Origin of the sequence: Butyrivibrio sp. Su6, from assembly GCF_900108105.1 — a bacterium.
Taxonomy (GTDB): domain Bacteria; phylum Bacillota; class Clostridia; order Lachnospirales; family Lachnospiraceae; genus Butyrivibrio.
Map to the genome: position 1 here is coordinate 1 of NZ_FNUR01000010.1, position 25608 is coordinate 25608.

Consider the following 25608-nt stretch of genomic DNA (forward strand, 5'->3'; position numbering starts at 1 on the left):
GCTTGTTGGAATACAAAGTCTCTATTTCTGATGCTGTGATTACTTGCAGGGATTTCCTGCATAACAGAATGTCTAGTGATACAGTGGAACTGTTGTTGATAGGTAACGTCACGCCAATCCGAGAAGGCCGCACATATCCAAGAAAAAAGCATACCAAACGTGTAGTTCCACTAAGTTATAGAGCATAAATTTCTCCAAGAATAAATGGCACGGAAGAAGCAGGAGCAATCCTGCTTTCTTGGCGTGCCATTTGTTTTGCAAACAAGATATGAAGTTTTCTAAAACGGAGTTTTTATGCCATCCGTTATGTATTAAATGCACTTGAATACCTTAACTAAATGACATTGCTACTGTTCCCATCATCCTCACCGTCGGCAAAGCTGACAAGGCGTTTTCCTCAGGTTCAGTCAATGGTGGCGTACGCAGCCGCAATCTAAAATTTTTAGAGAGTTAGAGAAGTCACTTACGCATATACAAAGAGAAAGGATTCTGATGTATGCTAATTGCAAACATCAAAATCCTCTCACTAATCTACATTGAAAAATTAGTATGGGCTGAAAAAAAGCAATTTTTCGGAACATACTCTCAACGTGTTGTTCATACATGATACAAGAGTCTTTTGGCATAAGTATTTCTATAAGCACTGGGTGTAAGCCCGGTGCTTTTTTTAAAAGCTCTTGAGAAATTGTGCATATCTGAGAAACCAAGTTCAGAGGCAACCTGGGTTACAGTCTTATCAGAGTCTGTCAGATAGTAGCAGGCAGTGTCTATTTTCTGAGACATGATAAACTGCTTTAGTGATATACCACGCACCTCGCTAAAGAGGTGGGATAGGTATTTGGGACTGTATCCAAATGCATCAGCAATATCAGTTGTTTTAAGATTTTCAGAAATATTTATTCTAATATAGTCAGCAATATCAGAATAAATCTGCTTGCTTCCTAATGGATCTGATTCGTTTTTCTCTGCCTGTAGCTGACCGTACAGCTCAGTTAGTATAGCTGTTACTGCAGCATTTAATGAAATGCTTGGGTATTTGTTTCTATCAAGATCCTGTAGCTGTTTCATCTGAACAACTAGTTTAGCAGGCTGTGGGACAGCGGCTTTTTGAGGCATTAGAAAACAATTAGCTCTTTGGCAGGATTTTATATCAGAAGTATTTATTCTGGCAGGAAAAGCTCCAGTGTCTACAATGAAGTGAATCCAGTAAAAGGCGCAGTAGTCCTTTTTGAAACCTTCTCTATTAGAATTGCTTGGAGGGAGTATTAGGTATTCTCCACTCCTTACAGTGAATTCTTCATCCATATATCTAAGGTATAGTACACCTTCTGTAACTACTATCAGCTCGTAATCGAACTGAAGTCCCATTTTTGCGTGTTTCCAATCTGATGATAATGCGATAAATTTACCGTTTCTAAGATACTGGAACAGTTGATTGCTTGGAAAAACCATTTGCATTATTTCTTTATTTTTTTTCATTGAGTTCTCCTCAAAAAAGAAGTTTTGACACTAATAGTGGAAAAATGACACTAAAAATTAAAAAAAATGACACTTTTTATTGATACATTCTTCATTTTACCACGTATAATCGGCTTTTTAAATATATGTAAAAATGACACTCTTTCTATCATTGTTCCATTTTACTAAACAGGCGAAAATGCTAGCATAGATGTTACTAACAAGAAATGCATAATTGAGAGGGAAAATACAATCAGATGTGGGAATTGACAAAACTTAAAGATGTAAAGGTTACAGACAAATATTTCGATGAGGCACTTCATATTGATGTAAAGAATATGCTTTTGCTTGATCCGGACAGACTTCTTGCTGGTTTCCGTGAGACCGCCTGCATTCTTGCGGGGGATGATGAAGAGATTACAAATGCTTTCATGAAAAGAAAGCAGCGCTATGGCGGTGAATGGGAAGATAAGCTTATTGGCGGACATACAATGGGGCATTATCTGACAGCTCTTGCGCAGGCAGCAGTTTCTCCTGCTGTTACAGGAAAAGAGCTTGAAGATGTAAAAGAGCGTCTTGATTATATGCTTGTTTCATTAAAAGAATGTCAGGAAAAGATAAAGGGAACAGAAAATGAAGGTTTTATCTTTGGCGCAGGCTTTCCAACAAAGGAGTTCAGAGACAATCCACTGCTTCAGTTTGAAAATGTAGAAAAAGGTCTGAGTCATCCATTTTTGGAGGCCTGGGTGCCGTGGTACACAATGCACAAGATCCTCACAGGATTAAATGCTTCTTTTAAGTACTATGGAAGTGAGACAGCTCTTGAAATTGCTAATGCTCTGGGTGTCTGGATAGCAAAAAGAACTGAAGGCTGGACGGAAGATAAGCATAAAAAAGTGCTTAGCATCGAATATGGCGGAATGAACGACTGCCTGTATGAGCTTTATGAGATAAACAGAGATCTGAAAGATAAGGGAAACTCTCTTTACAGCAAGGAATATGAACGCTTTGCAGATGCTGCTCATGCCTTTGATGAGACAGAGCTTTTTGAAAGGATATTATCCGGTAAGGCAGATTTACTTAACAATGTTCACGCAAACACTACAATTCCTAAATTTATAGGCGCTCTGGCAAGATATGAAGCATTTAATTCAGAGAAAAAATATCTGGATTATGCTGAAAGCTTCTGGGACCTTGTTGTTAATAAACATACCTATGTTACAGGTGGAAACAGTGAGAATGAGCACTTTGGTCAGGATAATGTACTTGACTTAGAGAGGACCAATGTTAACAACGAGACCTGCAATACATACAACATGCTCAAGCTTTCAAGACGGCTTTTTGCAGTAACAGGTAAAAAGAAATATCTGGACTACTCTGCAAGAACGCTTATTAATGCCATCATGGCATCACAGAACCATGAGACAGGATTTACAACTTATTTCCAGCCCATGGCTACAGGCTACCACAAAGTGTTTAACACTCTTGATGGAAACTTCTGGTGCTGCACGGGAACAGGCTATGAGAATTTCACCAAGCTTCAGAGAGGCATATTCTATAAAGGAGATGAGAAACTTTTGATTTCCCTATATATAGCTTCAGAATATGTTTCTAATGACTATGTTGTCACTATGGACTGCAATTTTACAAAGTCAGACAAAGTCAATATCAGGATCAAGCCTGCAGATGGCAAGGTGGTAGCGGATGATCTTTGGCTCAGAATTCCGACCTGGAGTAAGGCTGTTCCAAGCGTAAGGCTTAATGGCAAGGAAAAAGAGCTTGGGCAAAATGAAGGCTTTTTGATTGTTTCTAAGGAGGATATAGCAGGTGGAGCAGAACTGGAAGTGTGTATACCTTTTGGAATTACCTGCGAGAACCTTCCTGACGGAAAGAATACCTATGCTTTCCTGTACGGCCCATATGTGCTTTCAGCAAGACTTGGGGCAAAAAAGATTATGACAAAGCCTCATGGAATAGCAGTTATTGCTTCTGCAGGAAGAAGCGTAGACAGCGATGAAATCAGTATTGTTTCAGAGAAAACTGTTGAAGATTTTGTTGGAAATATAGACAAATATCTTATAAAAAGAGATGGAGAAGCAGAATTCGATCTTATCGGAACATCAAAGCCGCTTGTATTCACAACTCACTTTGATCAGTACACAGAGAGCTATGGTATCTACTGGAAATTAAAGGTCTGAATTATTTGGAGGAGTTATGCAGTTCTTTTCAGAGGAAAACGGAAAACTTATATTTAGAGGAAATGGCGAGATGCTTGTAATTGAGCCATGGGGAAGAGACAGTCTCAGGGTAAGGAGCGTCTTTTTGGGTGATGTTACAGATCAGTCAGCAGCTCTTTTACCTCCTGATGAAAAAATGCATGAAGTCAAGGTGGTCACCCATGATAATAAAGATTCAGAAGATCCAAAGGATTCATACAGAAGTGCAAGTATTACAAATGGAAAGATCACAGCATCATGCTATGTTCAGCCGTGGGGAGATACTCTGCAGATCGTTTACTCAGAGGTACCCTCAGGCAAGGTTTTGTTAAAAGAAATATCAAATAACGGAGCGCTTTGTACAAAGGCTAGAAGCTTTAAGAGAATCAGCGGTGATGTGTTTAAACTTCGGGCGAAATTCGAGTCTGATCCTGATGAAAAGCTCTATGGAATGGGCCAGTATCAGCAGGAAAGGATGAATCTAAAGGGCTGTAATCTTGAGCTTGCCCACAGGAATTCACAGGCAAGTGTGCCCTTTGTTCTTTCTGATAAGGGGTATGGATTTTTGTGGCACAATCCTGCAATTGGAGAGGTTCACTTCGGAGTTGATGTGACAGAATGGGTGGCTGAGGAGACAAAGCAGCTTGATTACTGGATCACAGCAGGTGATACACCACAAGATATCATTGAGAACTACACTTCGGTTGTTGGAAGAGCGCCAATGATGCCTGAATATGGTCTTGGTTACTGGCAGTGTAAGCTTCGCTACTTTAATCAGGAGCAGGTGCTGGAAATTGCCAGAGAGTATTACAAGAGAAAAGTTCCTGTAGATGTACTTGTTATTGATTATTACCACTGGCTAAGATGCGGCGATTGGAAGTTTGACCCTGAGTATTTCCCTAATCCAAAAGAAATGGTGGATGAACTTACCAAAATGGGAATAAAGTGCATGGTTTCTATCTGGCCTCAGGTCGACATCAGAAGTGAGAATTATGAGGAAATGAAGCATAATGGACTTCTGGTAAAGAGCAGGAGCGGCGTGGATGTGCAGATGGTTTTCCATGGGGATAATCTCTTTATGGATGCTACCAATCCAAGAACCAGAAAATATGTATGGGAAAAGATAAAAAAGAACTATGCTGATCTGGGGATAAAGACATTTTGGCTTGATGAGGCTGAACCTGAATTTACAGGCTATGATTATGAAAACTACCAGTATTACAGCGGATCAGTACTTGAAACAGGAAATATTTATCCAAGGGAATACGCAAGGCTTTTCTATGAAGGACAGAAGGAAAACGGACAGAACGACATAGTTAATCTTATTAGATGCGCCTGGGTAGGAAGCCAGAAGTACGGAGCACTGGTCTGGTCGGGAGATATCATGTCCTCCTGGGAAGATTTCAGGAAGCAGATAGTTGCAGGACTTCAGATGGGAATAGCAGGTATCCCGTGGTGGACTACTGATATTGGAGGTTTCCATGGCGGTGATACTACAAGTGAGAAGTTCACTGAGCTTTTGCTCAGATGGTTTGAGTTTGGGTGCTTTTGCCCTGTTATGAGAATGCACGGCAGCAGGCAACCTCACAGCAAAATAATAAATAAAGCCGGCGAGGAGAGAGAAGTAACAGGAGCACCTAACGAGATCTGGAGCTATGGTGATGAAGCTTACAGGATCATGAAGGGTTATATTGGCATAAGAGAGCAGCTTCGTGACTATACGAGAAATGCCATGAAACAGGCTTCTGAATCAGGTACACCTGTGATAAGACCTCTTTTCCTTGAGTTTAGTGAGGATAAAAAGAGCTGGGATGTTACTGATGAATACATGTTTGGCGATAATCTTTTAGTTGCACCGATCTGCCACGAAGGTGAGAAGAAGAGAAAAGTTTATCTTCCATCCGGCTGTGACTGGGTACATGCATTTACCGGAATTAAGTATCAAGGTGGATGTGATATAGAAACTGAGGCTCCAATTGATGTCATTCCGGTGTTTTACAGAACTGACAAACCGGAAACGTTTCTATTTAAATTTGAAGAGTAAAAATGGCGGTGCCCTGAACCTTTGATGGTTTGGGGCATTTTAAACGTTTAAGTAATAGCAGTTTCCTAATAAAATTAGTGTTGCTTTATATGAAATAAGGCTGTAAAATATTTAGCGGACGCGTAATGTTTATTAATTAACAAATCCAATGATTTTCATTTAGGAAGTGATCATATGGTATTTTTGAAGGTCATAGGCCTGGTATTACTTATTTTACTTGCATTGTACCTGCTTATGATAATGCCCAGGATAATAAATAAACCTTCAAGGGAGCCTTTCACAGGTGTTCTGTATGCGCACAGAGGACTGTTCGATAATGAATCGGATGCTCCTGAGAATTCAATGGCAGCTTTTAAAAAGGCTGTTGATGGAGGATATGGAATAGAGTGTGACGTTCAGCTAAGTAAGGACGGAGTACCGGTTATTTTTCATGATTTTACGCTCGAGAGAGTTACCGGTCAGAAGGGCAAGGTTATCGATTATACATACGATGAACTCTTGAATTTTAACCTTATGAACTCACAGGAAAAGATTCCCAGATTTGAAGACTTCCTTAAAATGGTTGATGGAAAGGTTCCTCTTATAGTTGAACTTAAGATTGAGAGATTTGACGTTTCTGTATGTAGTAAGGCTGATGAGCTTCTCTCAAAATATAAGGGCGTTTATTGTATTGAGTCCTTTAATCCATTTGGTGTTCACTGGTATAAAAAGAACAGACCTGAGATCATGAGAGGCCAGCTATCAGATGATTTTCATAAGGATAAGCCGGAAGAGTTTAGCGGGTTGATATATTTCCTGCTTACATACTTATTCTTCAATTTTTTGACAAGGCCTGATTTTATTGCATTTAATCACAAATATGCAGATAACATTTCCAGGAGACTCTGCAGATACTTATATGGAACTGTTGCAGCGGCCTGGACTATAAAGTCAGAACAGCAGCTTGAAAATGCGAAAAAAGGCTTTGATATTTTTATTTTTGATAGTTTCGTTCCGAAAAGCGGAGCTAAATTATAAATTTTTATAGTTTTGAAAGGGTAAAGGTAAAAACATGGCGAACAAGTGGGTTTATATGTTCAGCGAAGGTAACATGACAATGCGTAACCTTCTCGGTGGTAAGGGTGCTAACCTTGCCGAAATGACAAGCATCGGACTCCCAGTACCACAGGGCTTCACAATCACAACAGAGGCCTGCACACAGTATTATGAAGATGGACGTAAGATTAACGACGAAATCATGGCTCAGGCTATGGAAGGCGTTAAGAAGATGGAAGAGATCAACGGAAAGAAATTCGGCGATCTTCAGAATCCTCTTCTTGTTTCTGTACGTTCAGGTGCTCGTGCATCAATGCCAGGTATGATGGATACAATCCTCAACCTTGGTCTTAACGACGACGTAGTTGCAGCAATGATCAAAGGAAATCCAGATCCTGCATTCGAGCGTTTCGTATACGATTCATATCGTCGTTTCATTCAGATGTTCTCTGACGTTGTTATGGAAGTTGGTAAAAAATACTTCGAACAGCTCATCGATGAGATGAAAGAGAAAAAAGGCGTTAAGTTTGACGTAGATCTTACAGCAGCAGATCTTAAGGAACTTGCAGAGCAGTTCAAGGCTGAGTACAAGAAGCAGCTCGGCAAAGACTTCCCTTCAGATCCTGTAGAGCAGCTTAAGCTTGCTATCGAGGCTGTATTCCGTTCATGGGATAACCCTCGTGCTAACGTATATCGTCGTGATAACGATATCCCATATTCATGGGGAACAGCTGTTAACGTAATGCCTATGGTATTCGGTAACCTTAACAATGAATCTGGTACAGGTGTTGCATTCACACGTGACCCTGCAACAGGTGAGAATAAACTTATGGGTGAGTTCCTTATCAATGCTCAGGGTGAGGACGTAGTTGCTGGTGTTCGTACACCTATGCCAATCGCTCAGATGGAAAAAGAATTCCCAGAAGCATATGCTGAGTTCATCAAGGTTTGTGAGACTCTTGAGAATCACTACCATGATATGCAGGATATGGAGTTCACAGTTGAGAACAAGAAGCTTTACATGCTTCAGTGCCGTAACGGTAAGAGAACAGCTCCTGCTGCTCTTAAGATCGCTTGCGACCTCGTTGATGAGGGACACAAGACTCCAGAAGAAGCTGTAGCAATGATCGATCCTAGAAACCTTGATACACTTCTTCATCCTCAGTTCGATGCTGCTGCTCTTAAGGCTGCAACACCACTTGGAAAAGGTCTTGGTGCATCACCTGGAGCTGCTTGTGGTAAGGTTGTATTCACAGCTGATGACGCTGTAGAATGGGCTGCAAGAGGCGAGAAGGTTGTTCTTGTTCGTCTTGAGACATCTCCAGAAGATATCACAGGTATGAAGGCTGCTCAGGGTATCCTTACAGTTCGTGGTGGTATGACATCACACGCTGCCGTAGTTGCTCGTGGTATGGGTGAGTGCTGCGTATCAGGTTGTGGCGACATCAATATGGACGAAGAGAACAAGAAGTTCACACTTGCTGGAAAAGAGTTCCACGAGGGAGACTTCATTTCAATCGATGGTACAACAGGTAACATCTATGATGGTCAGATCGCAACAGTTGACGCTAAGATCGCTGGTGAGTTCGGACGTATCATGGCTTGGGCTGATGAGTTCAGAAGACTTAAAGTTCGTACAAACGCTGATACACCTGCTGATGCTAAGAAGGCTAGAGAGCTTGGTGCAGAAGGTATCGGTCTTTGCCGTACAGAGCATATGTTCTTCGAGGAAGACAGAATTGCTGCATTCCGTGAGATGATCTGCTCAGATACAGTAGAAGAGAGAGAAGCTGCTCTTGAAAAGATCCTTCCTTATCAGCAGAACGACTTCAAGCAGCTCTATGAAGCTCTTGAGGGATGCCCAGTTACAATCAGATTCCTTGATCCACCTCTTCACGAGTTCGTTCCTACAACAGAAGATGAGATCAAGAAGCTTGCTGATGCAAAGCATAAGAGCGTAGAAGAGATCAAAGCTATCATCAATTCTCTTCACGAGTTCAACCCTATGATGGGTCACAGAGGATGCCGTCTTGCAGTTACATATCCTGAAATTGCTAAGATGCAGACAAAGGCTGTTATCAGAGCTGCTCTTGAAGTTCAGAAGGCACATGCTGATTGGAATGTAAAGCCTGAAATCATGATTCCTCTTGTATGTGAAGTTAAAGAGCTTAAGTTTGTTAAGCAGGTAGTAGTAGAGACAGCTGACGCTGAGATTGCTGCTGCAGGTGCTAAGCTTGAGTATGAAGTTGGTACAATGATCGAGATCCCAAGAGCTGCTCTTACAGCTGATGAGATCGCTAAGGAAGCTGATTTCTTCTGCTTCGGTACTAACGACCTTACACAGATGACATTCGGATTCTCTCGTGATGATGCTGGTAAGTTCTTAAATGCTTACTATGACACAAAGATCTTCGAGAACGATCCATTTGCTAAGCTTGACCAGACAGGTGTTGGTAAGCTTATGGAAATGTCACTTAAGCTTGGTAAGCCAGTAAATCCTTCACTTCATGTTGGTATCTGTGGAGAGCACGGTGGAGATCCTTCATCAGTTGAGTTCTGCCACAAGATTGGCCTTGACTATGTATCATGCTCACCATTCCGTGTTCCTGTAGCTAGACTTGCTGCTGCACAGGCTGCTATCGCTGAAAAGGCTGCTAAGGCTAACTGCGATTGCAAGAAGTCAGTTGTAGATGATGAGACAAAGGAAAAGCTTAAGGAAGCTGCTGAGAAGGCTCAGGTTCTTGCAAAAGACCTTGCTGATGCATCTGCTGAAGTTGCAAAGGCTGGACTTGCTGGACTTAAGGCTGGTATCGAAGAAGCTAAGAGAGCTTATAACGAGAACAAGAAGAACTAATCTTCTAAGGATAACAATGATTTTTAGTAAAATCAAAAATGTGGGCGCAGTATTATTCTGCGCCCTTATTTTTTCAGGGTGCCAATTTAATAATGAGACCATGAAAACTTCCACTCTTTTTGCAATGGATACAGTAATGGAATTGGAAGTTGCAGGGGATGAGAAGCTTTTACCGGAGGCTGAGGAAAAGATAAGAGATTTAGAGAGAAGATTGTCAGTGACAGATAATGATAGCGAGATAAGTCTTCTTAATAAGAACAAAGAAACTCTTCTTTCAAATGATACAGCTACCATTTTGGAAAATGCTCTTTATATCTGCGATGAAACGGATGGGGCATTAGATGTATCTATTTACCCGGTTTTGAAAGAGTGGGGCTTTACTACAGGTGAGTATAAAGTTCCTTCTGAGGATAGAATTTCTGAACTTTTGGATGAAGTTGATTACAAAAAGATAAAACTCGAAAACTCAGGTGAAAGCTCTGAACAAGGAAAAAGATCTGTCCAAATCCCTTCCAACATGGAAATTGATCTTGGAAGTGTAGTGAAGGGCTATACAAGCACTATGCTCTATGATTTTTTTACCCAGAACGGAGTAAAGAGCGGACTTATAAACCTTGGTGGCAATGTGCAGTGCATTGGAACTAAGTCAAATGGTGAAATGTGGAATGTTGCCATAAAAAGTCCATTCCAAGACAGCAAGTCAGGGATACTTGGAGTTTTGAGAGCAAGTGATGAAGCCATTATAACATCAGGTGGCTATGAGAGATATTTTGAAGAGAATGGGAAGTTATATCATCACATAATAGATCCTTCTACAGGTGCTCCCGCTGATTCTGGACTTGTTTCTGTGACTATAGTCGGAAAAGACGGGCTTAAATGTGATGGATATTCAACAGCCCTTTATATAAAAGGCCTAGATAGTGCTATTTCTTTTTGGAAAGAAAGAGATGATTTTGAGGCAGTATTTGTTACATCAGATGGAAATGTATATGTGACAGAAGGTATATCAGACAGATTCTTACTATCATCTGAATATGCCCAAAAAACTATAAAAATAATAAGTAAATAATTTATAAAGAGCCTGGCGAAAAACCAGGCTTTTTCTGTATTCTGGGATTTATACTTTTTTAATATATGGCAATATTGTTATTGATTTTACTTGATGGTATATTGAAAATGTAGCTGTCGTTAAACCGATAATTTCTCGGGAAAGGGTCGTTATGGATAAGAAACGTGGTTCTTTGATGTTTGTCATAGTATTTGCAATACTTTGTGCTGTTGTTGTTTCGGCAGTTGCTATTGAGATTTTCTCAGTAACAAGCACTATCAGCACTGATAAATCTACTACAAATGTCTACAGAGGCAGACTTTTGGAAGATATTAAGACTGAGCTTAAGAATGAGACTCAGGAAGCAATGAGTGTCTGCCAGATAATGTATAACAGATACCAGGCAGGCGAAATGACTCTTGAAGAAGCAAAAAAGGAGTCTGCTGATATCATCAGAGAACTAAAATATAATGATGGTTCGGGATATTTTTGGGTTGACACTTCTCAGGGTGTTAACGTAGTTCTTCTTGGAAGAGATACAGAAGGTCAGTCAAGATGGGATTCTGTTGATCCTAATGGAACTTATTTCATTCAGGAGATGATCAAAAACGGTATGCAGGATGGTGGCGGATATACAGAGCTTATGTTCGCTAAGCCCAATGAGACTGAGCCTCTTCCAAAAATCAATTATACAGCTTACTTCGAACCCTTTGACTGGGTAATGGGTACCGGTGTATGGGTTGATCACATCGATACAATTCTTGCAGAGTACACTTCTCATTCACATGCCGCCCTTATGAGCAATATTACAAGATCTGTTATTATGCTCCTCGTCCTTATAGTGATCGGAACAGCTATAGCTATTTACATGGGCAAGAGAATTACAAGACCTATTATTCTTGTCACTGATCAGATGGTTAAAATGTCTAACAGCGACTTTAGTGACAGTGAAGAGATGAATCAGGTTCGTGCTCTTAAGAGAGAAAATAATGAGATTGGACAGATTTCAGAAGCTCTTGATCTTATGCACAACAATATCAGAGAGCTTATGCTGAAGATCTTTGATACGACAAGCTATGTTGCATCTGCTTCAGAAGAGCTTTCAGCCAGTGCATCACAGTCTGCTGATGCAAGTGAGATGGTTGCTAATTCCTGTACAAACGTTGCTAATTCCTGTGCAGGTCAGATTACAGCTGTTACCGGAGCAAGTCAGGAAACAAGAGCATTTGTTGACAATATGCAGGAATTCAAGGATGCTATTGAACAGACAACTAAGATGATCGATTCTACAAATGATGCAGCCAAGAAAGGTGCTGCCGACATGACAAACGCAACCAATATGATGGCTACTATCAAGTCATCTGTTGAAAATACTGCTACAGTAGTTGATGCCCTTGGAGAACAGCTTAAAAACATCGATACATTCGTTGACACAATTGCTGAGATTGCCAGTCAGACGAACCTTCTATCTCTTAATGCCAGCATCGAGGCTGCAAGAGCAGGAGAAATGGGTAAAGGTTTCGCAGTTGTTGCAAGTGAGATCAGTAAACTTGCTGATCAGTCCAATGAAGCTGCATCCAATATCACAGAGCTTATATCAGAGATCATGCACAACTCCAATGAGGCTGTTGAAGCTATGAGATCCGGTGCAGAGAGTGTTGCAGAGGGAACAGAAACAGTCAATGAGGCAGGTAATACATTTAACAATATCGTTGACATGGTTTATACAATTTCTGAACAGTCAGCCCGTATGAGCGAGATCGTTGCTCAGCTTTCAGATGGAACTGAGACCATAGCTGAAAATATCCAGAAGATCGAGGATATGAGTACAAGTGTTGCTGATGAGACACAGAATGTATCAGCAGCTTCACAGCAGCAGACAGCAACAACTCATGAGGTCGCAGAAGCTTCTGATAAACTTGCTGAAAATGCTCAGGAACTTCAGAATTTCGTGGCAAAATTCGAGCTCTAAAACCTTTAATTTTTAGGATTAACAAACTGGGCAGATTACATAAAAAGTACTCTGCCCGTTTTTTTATAAAAACTGCAACACTTTTTACGATATATTGTATATAATGGTTTTATAGGCGTATAACAATCATGAAGTACAAATATGAGGAATGCATATGAGCGTACTCAAAATTGATGCACAGGTTCAAAAACTGGATGAAGTGCTTGGCTTTGTTGATGAACAGTTAGAGCAGGCCGGAGCGTCCATGAAGGTTCAAATGCAGATTGATGTTGCTGTTGAGGAAATATATGTCAACATTGCAAGCTATGCATATGAGGGAAAAGATGGTCAGGCAGAAATAAGGTTTGACTTTAGAGCAGAGGATTCCACTGCTGTTATTACCTTCATTGATCAGGGAACACCCTTTGACCCGCTTGCAAAAGAGGATCCCGATACGGGACTTTCTGCTGAAGAACGTCAGATTGGCGGACTTGGTATTTTTATTGTGAAAAAAAGTATGGATAAAGTCCTTTATAAGTATGAAGATGGCTGTAATATACTTACATTAGAAAAAGTCATAACATGATTTTTTCGAAGACGTGGGGGGTATATGGCTTCACCAGATGTTGATCTACTTGATGAATTAAGTGAATATTCTGGGTTGGACTCTTTTAACCAAAATGCTTTGGAAAAAGAGCTTAAGCTGTGTGGTGAATTGGGAGCTGATGTTGAAAAACTGAAAGCTCTTAAATTTAATGCGCTCCAATTGGCTGAAATTAGAAAAGGTATTACTGATAAAATAGATTATAAAAAGTATATGGATCCCAAGTATGCCTGGACAGAGATGGAGGAACTCCGTCTTGAAATGACGCAGGGCATAGATATGAGCAAATATCGTGATGAAGGATTCGACTTTTTGCAGATGTCTCAGATCAGGCAAGGTCTTGCCGCAGGAATTGACGTTTCCCAATATGCAAAAAAAGAATATCTGGCAGTTCAGATGAGAGAGCTAAGGCATGGACTTTTAGCCAAGCCTCCGGTTCCTATTATTTTTTTTCAGGATCCGGCATTTGACTGCATGCAGATGCGTGAAATAAGAAAAGGCCTTGAAGCAGGAATTGATATTTCCGGTTATGCTTCTGTTGATATTCCTTATATGAAAATGCGTGCTGTAAGAGAAAGCGCAGAGGATGGGCTCTTTTTTGACACCAAGCAGATAGACAGATACAACGCATCTGTGCTAGACCAGATGCATAAGGCATTTCTTGATGGAATAGATGTATCAAGGTATATCAAGGACCGCTTTGATGCGGACCAGCTTGAGGAAATAAGGATCAGTTTGAAAGAGGGTCTCCCTATAGATGATTATATTACCCGGGACATGCGTGGAGATGCCATAAAAGAGATCAGGATCGGACTTGAAAATGGTGTAGATGTGGCAAGATATGCAGATGTATCCTACGGCTGGATGCAAATGTTTGAAATGCGCATTGGACTTGAACATCAGATTGATATAGCTCCTTATTCCAAGCCTTTGTACCACGCGGATCAGATGCGTGAGATAAGACTGGGAATTGAAGAAGGACTTGATATCAGTAAGTTCTCGACCATGATGTACACTGCCAAAGATATGCGTAGGATCAGGGAGCAGATGCTTTCCGGCGTATATAAGGCAGTTGAAGATGAAGACGGTACAGAAAAAACTGTTTTTGACAGGACTGCCGGGACTAAGGACAGCAAGGTGCTACTTGATTCTATGATGGCCAACAGGGACCTGTATCTTTCTTTTGCTTCAGACAATCTTTTGTGTTATTTAAAGCTTCCTCTTAGAAGTGATGGCCTTGAGTACACGGAGGATGTGGTTCTTGCCTTTCTTTTTAAATGTAATGTTAGGAAAGGAGTAGATAAGCCGGGAATCGCCAATATGATTTCCAACTTGAACCACTCAGAAAAATATCTTGTGGCTGCTGGTAAAGAAGCTGTAGATGGGCATGACGGCTATTATGAGTATTTCTTTGATACAAATAAAGGGAAGGAACCGGAAATATTAGCTGATGGCACAGCTGATCTTACAAACTTTGATTCCCTTGTGCAGGTGCATGTAGGGGATAAGATAGCTCTTTATCATAAAGCAACCAAAGGCGTGAATGGATTTAACGTATTGGGAGAAGTAAAGCAGGCAAAGAATGGAAAAGAGATTCCAATTCTTAAAGGTGAAGGCTTTATGATCCTAAATGACAGGGTCACATATGTTGCTAAATGGACAGGTGCCCTTACTATGCACGATGGCAATATCAAAATAGAGAAAATCCTTGTTATGCCTGAGGTAAAGATAACTGATAAAAAGATAAATTATGATGGGGTTGTTTATATCAAAGGCGATGTCCATTCGGGAAGTGAGATCATAGCTTCAAGTGATGTTATCATTGGTGGGCATATGGAAAGCTCCGAGATAACAAGTGGCGGAGATGTTGTGATCAAGGGCGGAGCTACATGTCCGATCCGAGGAGGAATAACTGCCAAGGGCAATGTTTCTGCAAAATTCTTTGAAGGCGTAACTGTCGTTGGAAAAGATATTTCTGCAAACTTTTTTATCAACTGTAAGCTCACTGCAAAAGGCTTTATCAGAACATACGGAAGAGCAGGAACCCTGTATGGAGGAACCTGCCACAGCATTTATGGAATTGAAGTTGCTTCCATAGGGAATAAGACAGGAGCAAAAACTATAGTAAACCTTGGGGTTGATTCAGCTCTTTTGACAGAATACAGTGCGATAAAAAAGACTATAAGCAGAGAGGAAGAGGATTACAGAACTCTTGCAAAAGAGAGAGACAGGCTTCAGGAAATCGGTGCTGTAGACAGACAGGTAATGCAATGGAAGGTCAAGATAAATGCAGCTGTCGGCATGAAAGAGAGTAAGCTGAAGGAACTAAGGAAGAAACAGTTCTATTATGAAGAGGAGATAAAAAAAGGCGGAAATGCGCAGGCGGTTATAACTGAGGTGGCATACGCCGGAACAGTATTTGTCATAGATGGTCTGGTTTTAAGACTCGATAGCGATCGGAAAACCTATGACAAAATGATCTTTAGGTCAGATGCAAAAAAAGAGAATATCCTGGTTATATAAAAAAGAAAAGAGCCGATAAACAAATCGGTTCTTTTTTTTGACCAAATTTAAAGTGAAAATAAATAAATATTAAGCAAAAATAAACGGAGTCTTAAACTATCATAAATAACAAAAATCGCGTTAAATATGATTATTTTTATGATGTATAATGACGATAATAAAAGTACAAGAAGGAGATAACAATGGAAGAACGTAGAAAAATAAACAGAGTTGAGTTCAAAGCAAACAGTGTAATTGTTGATAAAGAATCACTTGAGAAATATTTCGGCGAAGTTAAGAACGTAAGTCCTCTTGGAATGGCTATCACAGTTGACGAGAAAACTCCTTCAATACTCGGAAATGATGTGATAGTTGTAGCAGAGACACTTATCATGTACGCCGATGTAGTACGAGAAGATAAAGAAGCGAACGGAAAAAAGACAATTGCTCTTAAGGCAAGAAAATTCACCCCGGATGTTCTTCAATACCTGTTCGAGCATATAGCCGAAGGTGTTGAAGAGTAAATTATTTTTGAAAGAGGAAGGTGCAGCTATTATGAAGAAGAATAATCTTACAAATCAGAAACTTATTTCAGCAATGCTTGTTGGAATATCGGCGATGATGAGTATTTCATCTCCAATAACTGCATATGCGCAGGATGATGAGAATAATATTCCTGATATCACTCCTGAAACAGCAGAAACTTCTGAAAATGAAAATACACAAAGTCCATCAGAGGAAAGCGTAACTGCAGAGGCACAGGAACTTGCGGCTGAAACAACAGAAGCTATCGAGGAAGCATCAGAGACATTAGAGACTATTGAAAATGTTGAAGAGGCCAGCATCGAAAGTCTTGAAACTGCAGCTGAGAAAATCGATGAAGTTGAAACAGCTCTTGTAGAAGCAGATCAGGCCGACGTAGCAGCGGATAAAGCAGCTGCCGAGATGGTTGAAAATGTTGACGAAGCTGTAAAAGTAGCTGAAAGTGCGCAGGAATCTGCACAGGAAGCAAAAGAGCAGGTTGAAGATCTTGTAGAAGACATAACAACAGCTGAGTCTGCAGAAGATGCACAGAAGAGCTATGATGAACTTGTAAAGGTTATAGAGGATACATCTTTTGACATAAATGCCAAGAAGGAATACTTCAATAAGCTTAATGATAAATATGAAGAGGCAAAAGAAAGACTTGTACAGGCAGAGGCAGACTACGAGGCAGCTTTAAATGATGCTTCTGACGATGCAACAGATGCAAGGGAAGAACTTGAAAAGGCTCAGGCAGAGGTTGATACTCTTGGAACTATAGTTGAAGAGACAAAAGAAAAAATGGAGGCTCAGGTTGAGCCTGCAAAAGAAATCAAGGATAGCGCAGATAAAGTAGTAGTAGACTGGGGCCCACAGCGTAACTTCATGTACACAATAATCCGTGAATATTATATTCCTCAGCTTGTAGACAGTGGTGCAACTGACATAAAGGTTGAGAAGTACGTAAAAGGTTATGACACACAGGATTACAACTACAACATCATAACTTACAAGGATAGTAACGGCCAGAAACAGACCCTTTACTTCAACTACGACAGAGCAGACAAGTACATTAACGAAAAAAATCGCTATGACGGAAAGGCTCTTGGATCATCAACAGATATCGTGATCTTTGAAAAGACTCAGGAAGAGATCGATGCTAACGACTATCTTAAAAAGTACTTCGCTGCCCACCCTACTAACGAAAACATCCGTAATATGGCAAACGCCGGCAAGCTTGATGTATTTGCTTATGTTGAAGATGGAAAAACACAGTTCATGGTAAGAAAAGAACTTGAAGATGCACTTGAAAATGGCGACATTACCATCGATCAGGATGGCAAGCTTTACATAGGAGAAGCTGAAATCCACGAAGTTGTTCAGAACCAGAACAGCAAGGTTCATGGCGGAACAAATGTAGTTGATACAAGCGATCAGGCATTCATCGATTTCTACACAAAGGCTCAGGAAAGAGTTGATACATATACAAATTACGAAGTTGCAGTAGAGAATGCAGGAAATGCAGTAGATGAAGCAGTAGAAAAAGCTGAGCAGCTTGAGGATGCAATCGATACCCTTAAGGACAACCGCACAAACAGGATCGTAAAGGCAACAGAGGTTTTAGGAGTTGATGATATCGCAGCATATCTTAACATTGAGGTTACTTCTGAGGAAGCAAATCTTCTGAATAACATGACTCTGAATCAGGCTATCAGATATCTTGACAGAAAGCTTTCAGAGGCAAAAGATAAAGTGGCAGAAGCTCAGGCAGATCTTGATATTATCTTAGAGCAGAAGAAAGCAGGAAAAGCTGAATATGAAGCAGTTGTAGCTAAGTATTCAACTGCTCCAGAAGAGGAAAAAGAACCTGAAGTTAAGGCTGAGGAAAAAGCTGAGACAGAAGAAAACACCGAAGAGATCATAGCAGAGAATAAGACAGAAAATGCTACTGCAGAAGAAGATCTTTTTACAGATATTGAAGAAGCTGAAGTTCCTTTAGCACCTGCTCCTGTAGTTGCAGAAGAAAACGTAGAAGTAGCTGAGAATGAAGCTGCTGCAGAGGATCAGAACGAAGAAGCAGCTGAAATCACACTTCCAGCAGGATCAACAATCCAGTTCATCTACGTAGCTGATACAAATGATCAGAACACAGATGATGATCAGGCTCCTGCATATGTAGCTCCTGAAGCATTCGTAGTTGATGGTTCTATGATCAACATCGAAGATCAGATAACACCTCTTGCAGCTGAAATGGCAGTTATAAATGAAGCAGAAGCTGCTGATAACACAGCAAATGAAGCAGCTGTAGAAGATGCAAATGATGATACATACACTCAGATCGATGATGAAAATGTTCCTTCAGCAGCAGAGATGGTTGCAAATGATGTTGTAAAGAATACTGAGCAGGCATTTGTATCTATCGAAGATGAGGACACAGCTTTAGCAGATACCTTCACAGAGGCAAAAGAAGAAAAGACATCTCTATGGTGGCTGATTCTCATAGCAGTCCTTGGAACAGCCGGTGAAGAAATGTACAGAAGACACAAAGAAAAAGAAGCAGAAAACAGCAAGTAAAAAGAAAGAAAAATATGTAAGATAAACTAAAAAAAGAGATTAGTGTAAGCGGATTACACTAATCTCTTTTTTACGTACATGTTATAATAATATTACTAAAAAAGCGTATATAAAGGAGGCTGCCATGCCTATAATCTCTGCATATATGGTTCCACATCCACCCCTCATCATTCCTGATGTAGGAAGAGGTGGTGAGGCACAGATCGAGGAGACAAAAATAGCATATGAAAGAGTCGCAGAAGAAATTGCTGAAATTGAACCTGAGACAATCATAATTTCCAGTCCTCATGCGACTATGTATGCTGATTACTTCCATATATCTCCTGGAAATGCTGCTACCGGGTCTTTTTCAAGATTTGGAGCTGATAAGGTGAAGTTTATCGAGGAGTATGACACAACTCTTGTTTCTGAAATAGAAAAAAGAGCTAAAAAAATTTCTTTTCCTGCAGGAACTCTGGGAGAAGTGGATAGAGATCTTGATCATGGAACAATGGTCCCTCTTTTCTTTATCAGAAAAAAATATAAAGGCGGAAAGATAGTAAGAGTAGGACTTTCAGGACTTCCTTTGACGGATCATTACAGAATGGGGCAGATAATAAAGGATGCTGTGGATGCCACAGGAAAAAGAGCTGTCTATGTTGCCAGTGGAGATCTTTCTCACAAGCTTCAGGATTACGGACCGTATGGATACTCAGCAGAAGGACCTGTTTATGACCAAAAGGTCATGGATGTGTGCCAAAGAGGAGCTTTTGGAGAACTTTTGGAATTCGATGAGGATTTTTGTGACAAGGCAGCTGAGTGCGGTCACAGGTCTTTTGTCATAATGGCAGGTGCACTTGACGGTATGAAGGTCAGGGCAAACAGGCTCTCACACCAGGATATTACAGGCGTTGGCTATGGAATATGTACCTTTACGCCTGGGGATGAGGATGATAGTAGGAGGTTTTTGGATCTCTTTTACCGGGAAAAAGAAAGAGAGATAAAAGAAAAAAGACAGAATTCAGATGCCTATGTGCAGCTTGCTTATAAGTCAGTGTACAGCTATGTTCTTGAGAAAAAGGTGCTACCTGTTCCGAGTGATATTCCTGAAGAAATGCTTGGAATAAGAGCGGGAGCCTTTGTGTCAATTCATGAGCACGGAAAGCTTAGAGGATGCATTGGGACAATTGGGCCTACATGCGAAAATGTTGCTGAGGAGATCATACAAAATGCCATAAGCGCGTCCACTAAAGATCCGAGATTTAATGCTATTACTGCAAATGAACTTGAGTTTTTGGAGATAAATGTTGATGTTTTGGGGGAACCTGAAAACATTTCTTCCATTGATGAGCTGGATGTCAAAAAATATGGTGTCATAGTTTCAAGTGGAAGAAAGAGAGGACTTCTTTTACCTGACCTTGATGGTGTGGATTCTGTAGAGCAGCAGGTGGCTATTGCCATGCAAAAGGGCGGGATAACTGAGGATGATGAGATTCGTTTGCAGAGATTTAAGGTAGTAAGGCACTACTAATGAAAACCACTGATTTACTTGAATGAAAATGATTTGAATTAAGAGGAAATAGGATGCCTGCTTGTAATGTGTGCTATAGAAAGTGCATGATCAGTGAAGGAAAGACCGGCTTCTGCGGCGTTCGCAGCTGCAGAGATGGTGAGATTGTGCCCTTAAACTATGGCAGGCTCACAAGCATAGCCCTTGACCCAATTGAGAAAAAGCCCTTAAACAGGTTTATGCCTGGGACTATGGTACTGTCTGTTGGAAGTTATGGCTGCAATTTAAGATGTCCCTTTTGCCAAAATTATGAGATTTCCTGGGGCCAGGGAGTCTATGAATTTGAAAAAGAGGCGGAATATGTATCCCCTGAGAGACTTGCTGAACTTGCAGCAAGGTATAAGACAAGTGGCAATATTGGAGTTGCATTCACCTATAATGAACCGCTGATAGGTTACGAGTTTGTAAGAGATACAGCCAGGTTAGTTCATGATAAGGGAATGAAAAATGTTCTTGTATCTAACGGAATGGCCTCTTTGGAGGTTTTAGAAGAGATCATTCCATATATTGATGCCATGAACATAGATTTAAAGGGCTTTTCTGATTCTTTTTACAGCGATGTTCTTTTAGGAAATCGGCAGATGGTCATGGATTTTATTGCCGAGGCAGTAAAGCATTGCCATGTCGAGATCACAACTCTTATAATACCCGGGGAAAATGATTCTGATGAGGAAATATTAGAAATTTCCAAATGGATTGCCTCCCTTAAGGATAAGAGTGGGAATGTTATCGGCAAAAATGTTCCGCTTCACATTTCAAGATTTTTCCCAAGATTCAAAATGACAGACAGACCACCTACAGATGTTGACAGCATCTATCATCTTGCAGATATAGCAAGGAAAAACCTGGAATTTGTCTATACCGGAAACTGCTGATCCCTTTTGCAAAAAAGTTGCAGGAGGGATTATTTTTTTTGAAACAAATAATAAAAATGAGGTAAAAATACAAAAATTAATCGAATTATGATAGGTGATATGATAGGTCATCTTGTAGAATGTCCACTTGTGTATATGAATTATATTTTGTGAGGTATTGAAATGAAAAAGAACACATTGGACAAACAGCTTATCAAGGCACTTGCAATCGGAATCAGCGCAAGCATGGCTATGCAGCCTGTTACAGCTTTTGCTGCAGATGATGGAGTTGTAAATGATCCTGCAACTGGCAGCAAAACAACAAATGAAAATGATACTACTGAAAATTTGGACGACAACTTTGTAGATGACATAAATAACGTTAAAGAAACAAATACTGAGCTTAATAGAGCAATAGCTAACGCGCAGGAAGAAACAGATAAAGCTCAGGAAGCTGCAGAAGAAATAGATAAAGTAGTGAATGAAGCTACTGATAAAATTGATAAGTCAAGTGAGAAAATCAGTAATGCTATTTCTTCTGATGATGCACAGAAGGGATACGAGGAGGCTGAAAAGAATGCTGCAGAAGCCGGTGAAGCAGTTAATGCAGCAATGGATAATTACAATAAAGCAGAAGAAAGCTTTGAAAATGCCATGAATCAGCTTGACCAGGCAAAATCAGCATATGAGACAGCACTTAATGATGCAGAAGCAGACGTTAAAAAAGCTTCAGAAGATCTTGCAAATGCCCAGGCTAAGGCAGCTGAGCTTGCAAATAAGGCAAACCAGAAACTTTCAGATTTAAATGATGCAAAAGAAGAAGCTGATAAGGCGGGAGCAGCGGATTTAGAAGGAAAAAATGAAGCTGCAACAAATGCAGAAAAGGCAGCTGCTGAAGCAAAAGAAGCATCAGAAAAAGCTGCAAAAAATGCGGAGATAGCAAAAGAGGCAGCTGAGAACTTACAGGAAACTGCAAAAGAAGCTGATGCTACAGCAGATAGAGCTCAAAAAACTGCTGATGAGCTTAAGATAAAGTCAGATAAAGCAAAAGAAAATGCAGACAGTGCAAATGAAACTGCATCTGACCTTGAAATGGAAGCAGCTTTGGCGCAGACTACAGCTGATAATGCTAAAAAAACAGCAGATGAACTTGAAGAGCAGGCAAGAAATGCGGAAGAAGCTTCAGGCAAAAGTAACAGTGCAGCTATGGATTTAAGAGAAGAAGCAAACGCAGCGCAGACTACAGCAAATAACGCACAGGCAACAGCTGATGAACTGAAAGGCAAAGCAGAATCTGCCAGAAATGGCGCAGACAAAGCAGCAGAAACAGCAAAGGCTTTACTGGACGAAGCGACTACGGCCCAGACAACTGCAACTAATGCGCAGAACAGAGCAAATGAATTAGCAGATATCGCAGCTAAGGCAAAAGCAGATGCAGAAGAGGCTGAAAAAACAGCAAAGGCGAGCCTTATTGCTGCAGGATATGCAGAGGGCGAAATAGTAACAGCTGAAAAACTAAATAGCGATGCTGCAGCAGCACAAAAAGAATATGAAGGGCTGACACAGGATATCAGTATCAGCGAAGCTGAAGCTGTACTGAAAAGAAAATCCGGCGCCTTAAAGGAACTCCAGGATGAAAACTCTGAAGTGTCACAAAAAATTAAAGCTGGAAACGAAGCTCAGAAAAGAGTTGATAAAGCAAAAAAAGCATATAATGATGCCTATGCTGCTTCAACTAATGCATCAGAAACTTTTGATAAAATGTACAATGCTAAAATGCGAGAATGTGCAGAATATATATACAATGCAGAGGTAAATTGGGATGTTGATAATAATGCTGAAATTGCTAAACGAATAATTGAGTATTATTATGCTGTCAATAATCTTGGCGATATATACTTTATTAAGCAGGATTTTTTTAATTATGCTGGACCACAAGCGCATTTTATAGAAGCAAAGGTTAATGGGGAAACTAAGTACTTTAATTTTTCTACGGGAGCTGATTATATATCAGTATATGAAAAAGAGAGGACATATGAAAAAATATTTGGTATAAAGTATGAGACTGAAAGAATAATAAAAGAAATATTCCAAAGTAACGCCGACGAATGGGCTAATTATAACAGGGCAAAAACTGATAAAGAAGACAAAGCGAAAAAAGTTAGTGAATTGAAGACTAAGTACGATAATTTACAAAATGAAGAAGCAGCATCAATACAAGCAGGTGAAGATGCTTCAGAAATAGTAAACAAAGCCAAAGAGGAAGTTTCTGGTTTGGAGTCTTCTCTTAAGACTATGAAAGACAAGAAAACAGCAGCAGAAAAACTTGCTACGGCTATAGATAATACAAATATAGCTGGTTCTAAAGCAGACGAATATTCAGCTAAAAATTCAGAGGCTGGTAATGCACAGAAAACTGCAACAAAACTTCAGAACACAGCTAATGCAGCAAAGACAACAGCAGATAATGCGAAGACTACAGCAGATGCTCTTGAAAATGCCGTTACAGAGGCTGAAACTAAAGCAAAAGCAGCACAGAAAACAGCTGATGAGCTTGCAAAGACAGCATCAGAAAAAAATATAACAGCGTCAAATGCAGAGAAGACTGCCTCTGAACTAAAAATCAAGGCTGAAACAGCTCGCACAAATGCTGATAAGTCCAGCAGAGCTGCCAAGGAACTTATAGAGAACGCAGAAAGTGAATCTTTAACAGCGCAGAATGCCCGCAAAACAGCTGAGAGGCTTAAGAAAAATGCAGCTGAAGCAAAAGCAAAATATGATAAGGCTCAGGAAGCAGCAAAAGAGCTTAGAAGTGAAGCTGACAGCGCACAGATAACAGCTACCAATGCAAAGGCTACAGCAGAAAATCTTGAAAAAGTATCAGAAGCTGCTAAGAAAACTGCTAAAGACGCAAAGGAGAATGCAGAAGAAGCAAGAAAAATCGCCAACACTGCCAAGAAAGCGAGCGAAGATTATTCAAAAGCTTTGACTGAATATACTGAAATTTCTGCAACTGCTGAGAAAGCAAATATTGCTGTAACAAAAGCTTCAAGCAGACTTAATGAGCTTAAGAATGCACTTGAGGGTATTGGAAATGTCGTAATCGTTAATGGCTCAGTTATAAGAATTGATGAGGTTTCTGACAAAATAGCTGAGATAAATAAAGCTTATGATCAGGCAAAGACAGACTATGATAAAGCTGTTTCCAGAAAAAATGAGATAGATGATAAGCTTGGTTTGGCTAAAAAGAATCTTGATGCTACAATTGCCAGAATTGAGGCAGCAAAGAGAGCAGAAGAAGCTGCAAAGCAGAATGAAGGTGCATCAAATACATCTCCTGTTGTTATTACACTTTCAACAGAAGCTTCTGCAGATTCAGAAACAAATGATGATAACACTGAAACTGCAGTTGCTCCAGTTGTAGCTGATGGCGCGCAGGTTCTTGGATTAAAGAGAGTTGCAACTACTTCTGATACAGCCAAGACAACTACTAAGGTAGTAACTGACACAAAGAAAGAAGTAAATAAGACTTCTGATAACAAAGCTTCAAAGTCAGAGAACAAGGCAGTAGAAACAAATGAGGCAGTAGCTGATAATACGGCTTCAGAATCAGATAAAGAAGCTGTTGTAGCAGAGTCAGAGACAAAGAATACTGAAGAAAAGACGGCTCAGGGTGAGGCTGTAACAATTGTTGATGAAGAGTCAGCAAAGGCAGCAGCTCCGGCTGAAAAACAGGCATCATTCCCATGGTGGATTGTTGCTATACTCGCAGCAGCTGCTGGAATCTCAGTAGAAGAGTATGCAAGAAGAAAGAACATCAAGGTAAAGGCCAATAACAAAGACAGCTTCGATAAATAATTTGTATACACATAGAAAAGGACGAGTCGAAAGGCTCGTCCTTTTCGCGGTTTATCTGGGAGCAGGACAAGAGATAATCACGTTATAATAATAACGAAATATCATCTTGACAAATTGGTCTACTCACTATAAACTAACATTATAAAGTCTATAATAAATAGACCAATGAAAGGCGGAAGGATATGGCCGTAGAATTTGGGGAAGTTCAGATGAAATTTGCGGAGCTTATATGGGAGAATGAACCGATTGGTTCAGGTGATCTGGTTAAGCTTTGCTCAGAAAAGTTTGAATGGAAGAAATCTACAACTTATACAGTGCTTAAGAAATTATGTGAGAAGGGATTGTTCCAAAACATTGACGGAGTAGTCACATCAAAAATATCCAAGGAAGATTTTTATTCACAAAAGAGTGAGGAGTTTGTCGAAGAGGCTTTTGGAGGTTCGCTTCCGGCATTTTTGGCAGCCTTCACATCACATCAGAAGCTTTCAAAAAAAGATATAGCTGAAATAAGGAACATTATAGATAAGATCAAGTAGTAG

Annotated in this window: 15 protein-coding genes and 1 pseudogene; 15 read left to right on the forward strand and 1 reads right to left on the reverse strand. The window is 40.2% G+C overall.

All coding sequences use genetic code 11. The features are described 5' to 3' along the window. Window positions 1–188, forward strand: a pseudogene (locus C4S54_RS16165) (IS4 family transposase); the annotation flags it as partial. Window positions 189–597: 409 nt separating this feature from the next. Here the strand turns inward: C4S54_RS16165 and C4S54_RS11125 are convergent. Continuing rightward, window positions 598–1479, reverse strand: coding sequence for an AraC family transcriptional regulator (locus C4S54_RS11125; protein WP_103869601.1), 882 nt, complete (start codon window positions 1477–1479; stop codon window positions 598–600). Window positions 1480–1715: 236 nt separating this feature from the next. Between C4S54_RS11125 and C4S54_RS11130 the strand changes: the two genes are divergently transcribed. The 14 genes from C4S54_RS11130 (at window position 1716) to C4S54_RS11195 (ending at window position 25605) form a co-directional block, all read left to right on the forward strand. After that, on the forward strand, window positions 1716–3656 hold the full coding sequence (locus tag C4S54_RS11130; protein ID WP_103869602.1) for a beta-L-arabinofuranosidase domain-containing protein: 1941 nt from the start codon (window positions 1716–1718) through the stop codon (window positions 3654–3656). Window positions 3657–3672: 16 nt separating this feature from the next. After that, window positions 3673–5718, forward strand: a complete 2046-nt coding sequence (locus C4S54_RS11135; RefSeq protein WP_103869603.1) for a glycoside hydrolase family 31 protein — start codon at window positions 3673–3675, stop codon at window positions 5716–5718. A gap of 174 nt (window positions 5719–5892) precedes the next feature. Next, the gene (locus C4S54_RS11140) at window positions 5893–6735 is read left to right on the forward strand and encodes a glycerophosphodiester phosphodiesterase family protein (RefSeq protein WP_103869604.1); all 843 of its coding nucleotides are present in this window, start codon (window positions 5893–5895) and stop codon (window positions 6733–6735) included. A gap of 34 nt (window positions 6736–6769) precedes the next feature. After that, window positions 6770–9607 (forward strand): pyruvate, phosphate dikinase, encoded by a 2838-nt coding sequence (gene ppdK / locus C4S54_RS11145; protein WP_103869605.1) that lies wholly within the window; start codon window positions 6770–6772, stop codon window positions 9605–9607. 16 nt (window positions 9608–9623) lie between these two features. Beyond that, window positions 9624–10676 carry an FAD:protein FMN transferase gene (locus C4S54_RS11150; protein ID WP_242973795.1) on the forward strand — a complete coding sequence of 351 codons (1053 nt, stop codon included), beginning with the start codon at window positions 9624–9626 and terminating at the stop codon, window positions 10674–10676. A 151-nt stretch (window positions 10677–10827) separates the two neighbouring features. Then, the gene (locus tag C4S54_RS11155; RefSeq protein WP_103869606.1) at window positions 10828–12627 is read left to right on the forward strand and encodes a methyl-accepting chemotaxis protein; all 1800 of its coding nucleotides are present in this window, start codon (window positions 10828–10830) and stop codon (window positions 12625–12627) included. Between the two features lie 154 nt (window positions 12628–12781). Further along, complete coding sequence (locus tag C4S54_RS11160; RefSeq protein ID WP_103869607.1) at window positions 12782–13192, forward strand: ATP-binding protein; 411 nt, start codon at window positions 12782–12784, stop codon at window positions 13190–13192. Between the two features lie 24 nt (window positions 13193–13216). Next, window positions 13217–15733, forward strand: a complete 2517-nt coding sequence (locus tag C4S54_RS11165; protein ID WP_103869608.1) for a DUF342 domain-containing protein — start codon at window positions 13217–13219, stop codon at window positions 15731–15733. Window positions 15734–15915: 182 nt separating this feature from the next. Next, window positions 15916–16236: a PilZ domain-containing protein gene (locus tag C4S54_RS11170; RefSeq protein ID WP_103869609.1), complete on the forward strand. Its 321-nt coding sequence runs from the start codon at window positions 15916–15918 to the stop codon at window positions 16234–16236. A 31-nt stretch (window positions 16237–16267) separates the two neighbouring features. Then, window positions 16268–18808: a hypothetical protein gene (locus C4S54_RS11175; RefSeq protein ID WP_146059992.1), complete on the forward strand. Its 2541-nt coding sequence runs from the start codon at window positions 16268–16270 to the stop codon at window positions 18806–18808. A 124-nt stretch (window positions 18809–18932) separates the two neighbouring features. Next, window positions 18933–20318, forward strand: a complete 1386-nt coding sequence (gene amrA, locus C4S54_RS11180; RefSeq protein ID WP_103869611.1) for an AmmeMemoRadiSam system protein A — start codon at window positions 18933–18935, stop codon at window positions 20316–20318. 53 nt (window positions 20319–20371) lie between these two features. Continuing rightward, on the forward strand, window positions 20372–21232 hold the full coding sequence (amrS, locus tag C4S54_RS11185; RefSeq protein ID WP_103869612.1) for an AmmeMemoRadiSam system radical SAM enzyme: 861 nt from the start codon (window positions 20372–20374) through the stop codon (window positions 21230–21232). A gap of 162 nt (window positions 21233–21394) precedes the next feature. Further along, window positions 21395–25069, forward strand: coding sequence for a hypothetical protein (locus C4S54_RS11190; protein ID WP_103869613.1), 3675 nt, complete (start codon window positions 21395–21397; stop codon window positions 25067–25069). A 182-nt stretch (window positions 25070–25251) separates the two neighbouring features. Next, on the forward strand, window positions 25252–25605 hold the full coding sequence (locus C4S54_RS11195; RefSeq protein ID WP_103869614.1) for a BlaI/MecI/CopY family transcriptional regulator: 354 nt from the start codon (window positions 25252–25254) through the stop codon (window positions 25603–25605). Window positions 25606–25608 lie beyond the last annotated feature (3 nt).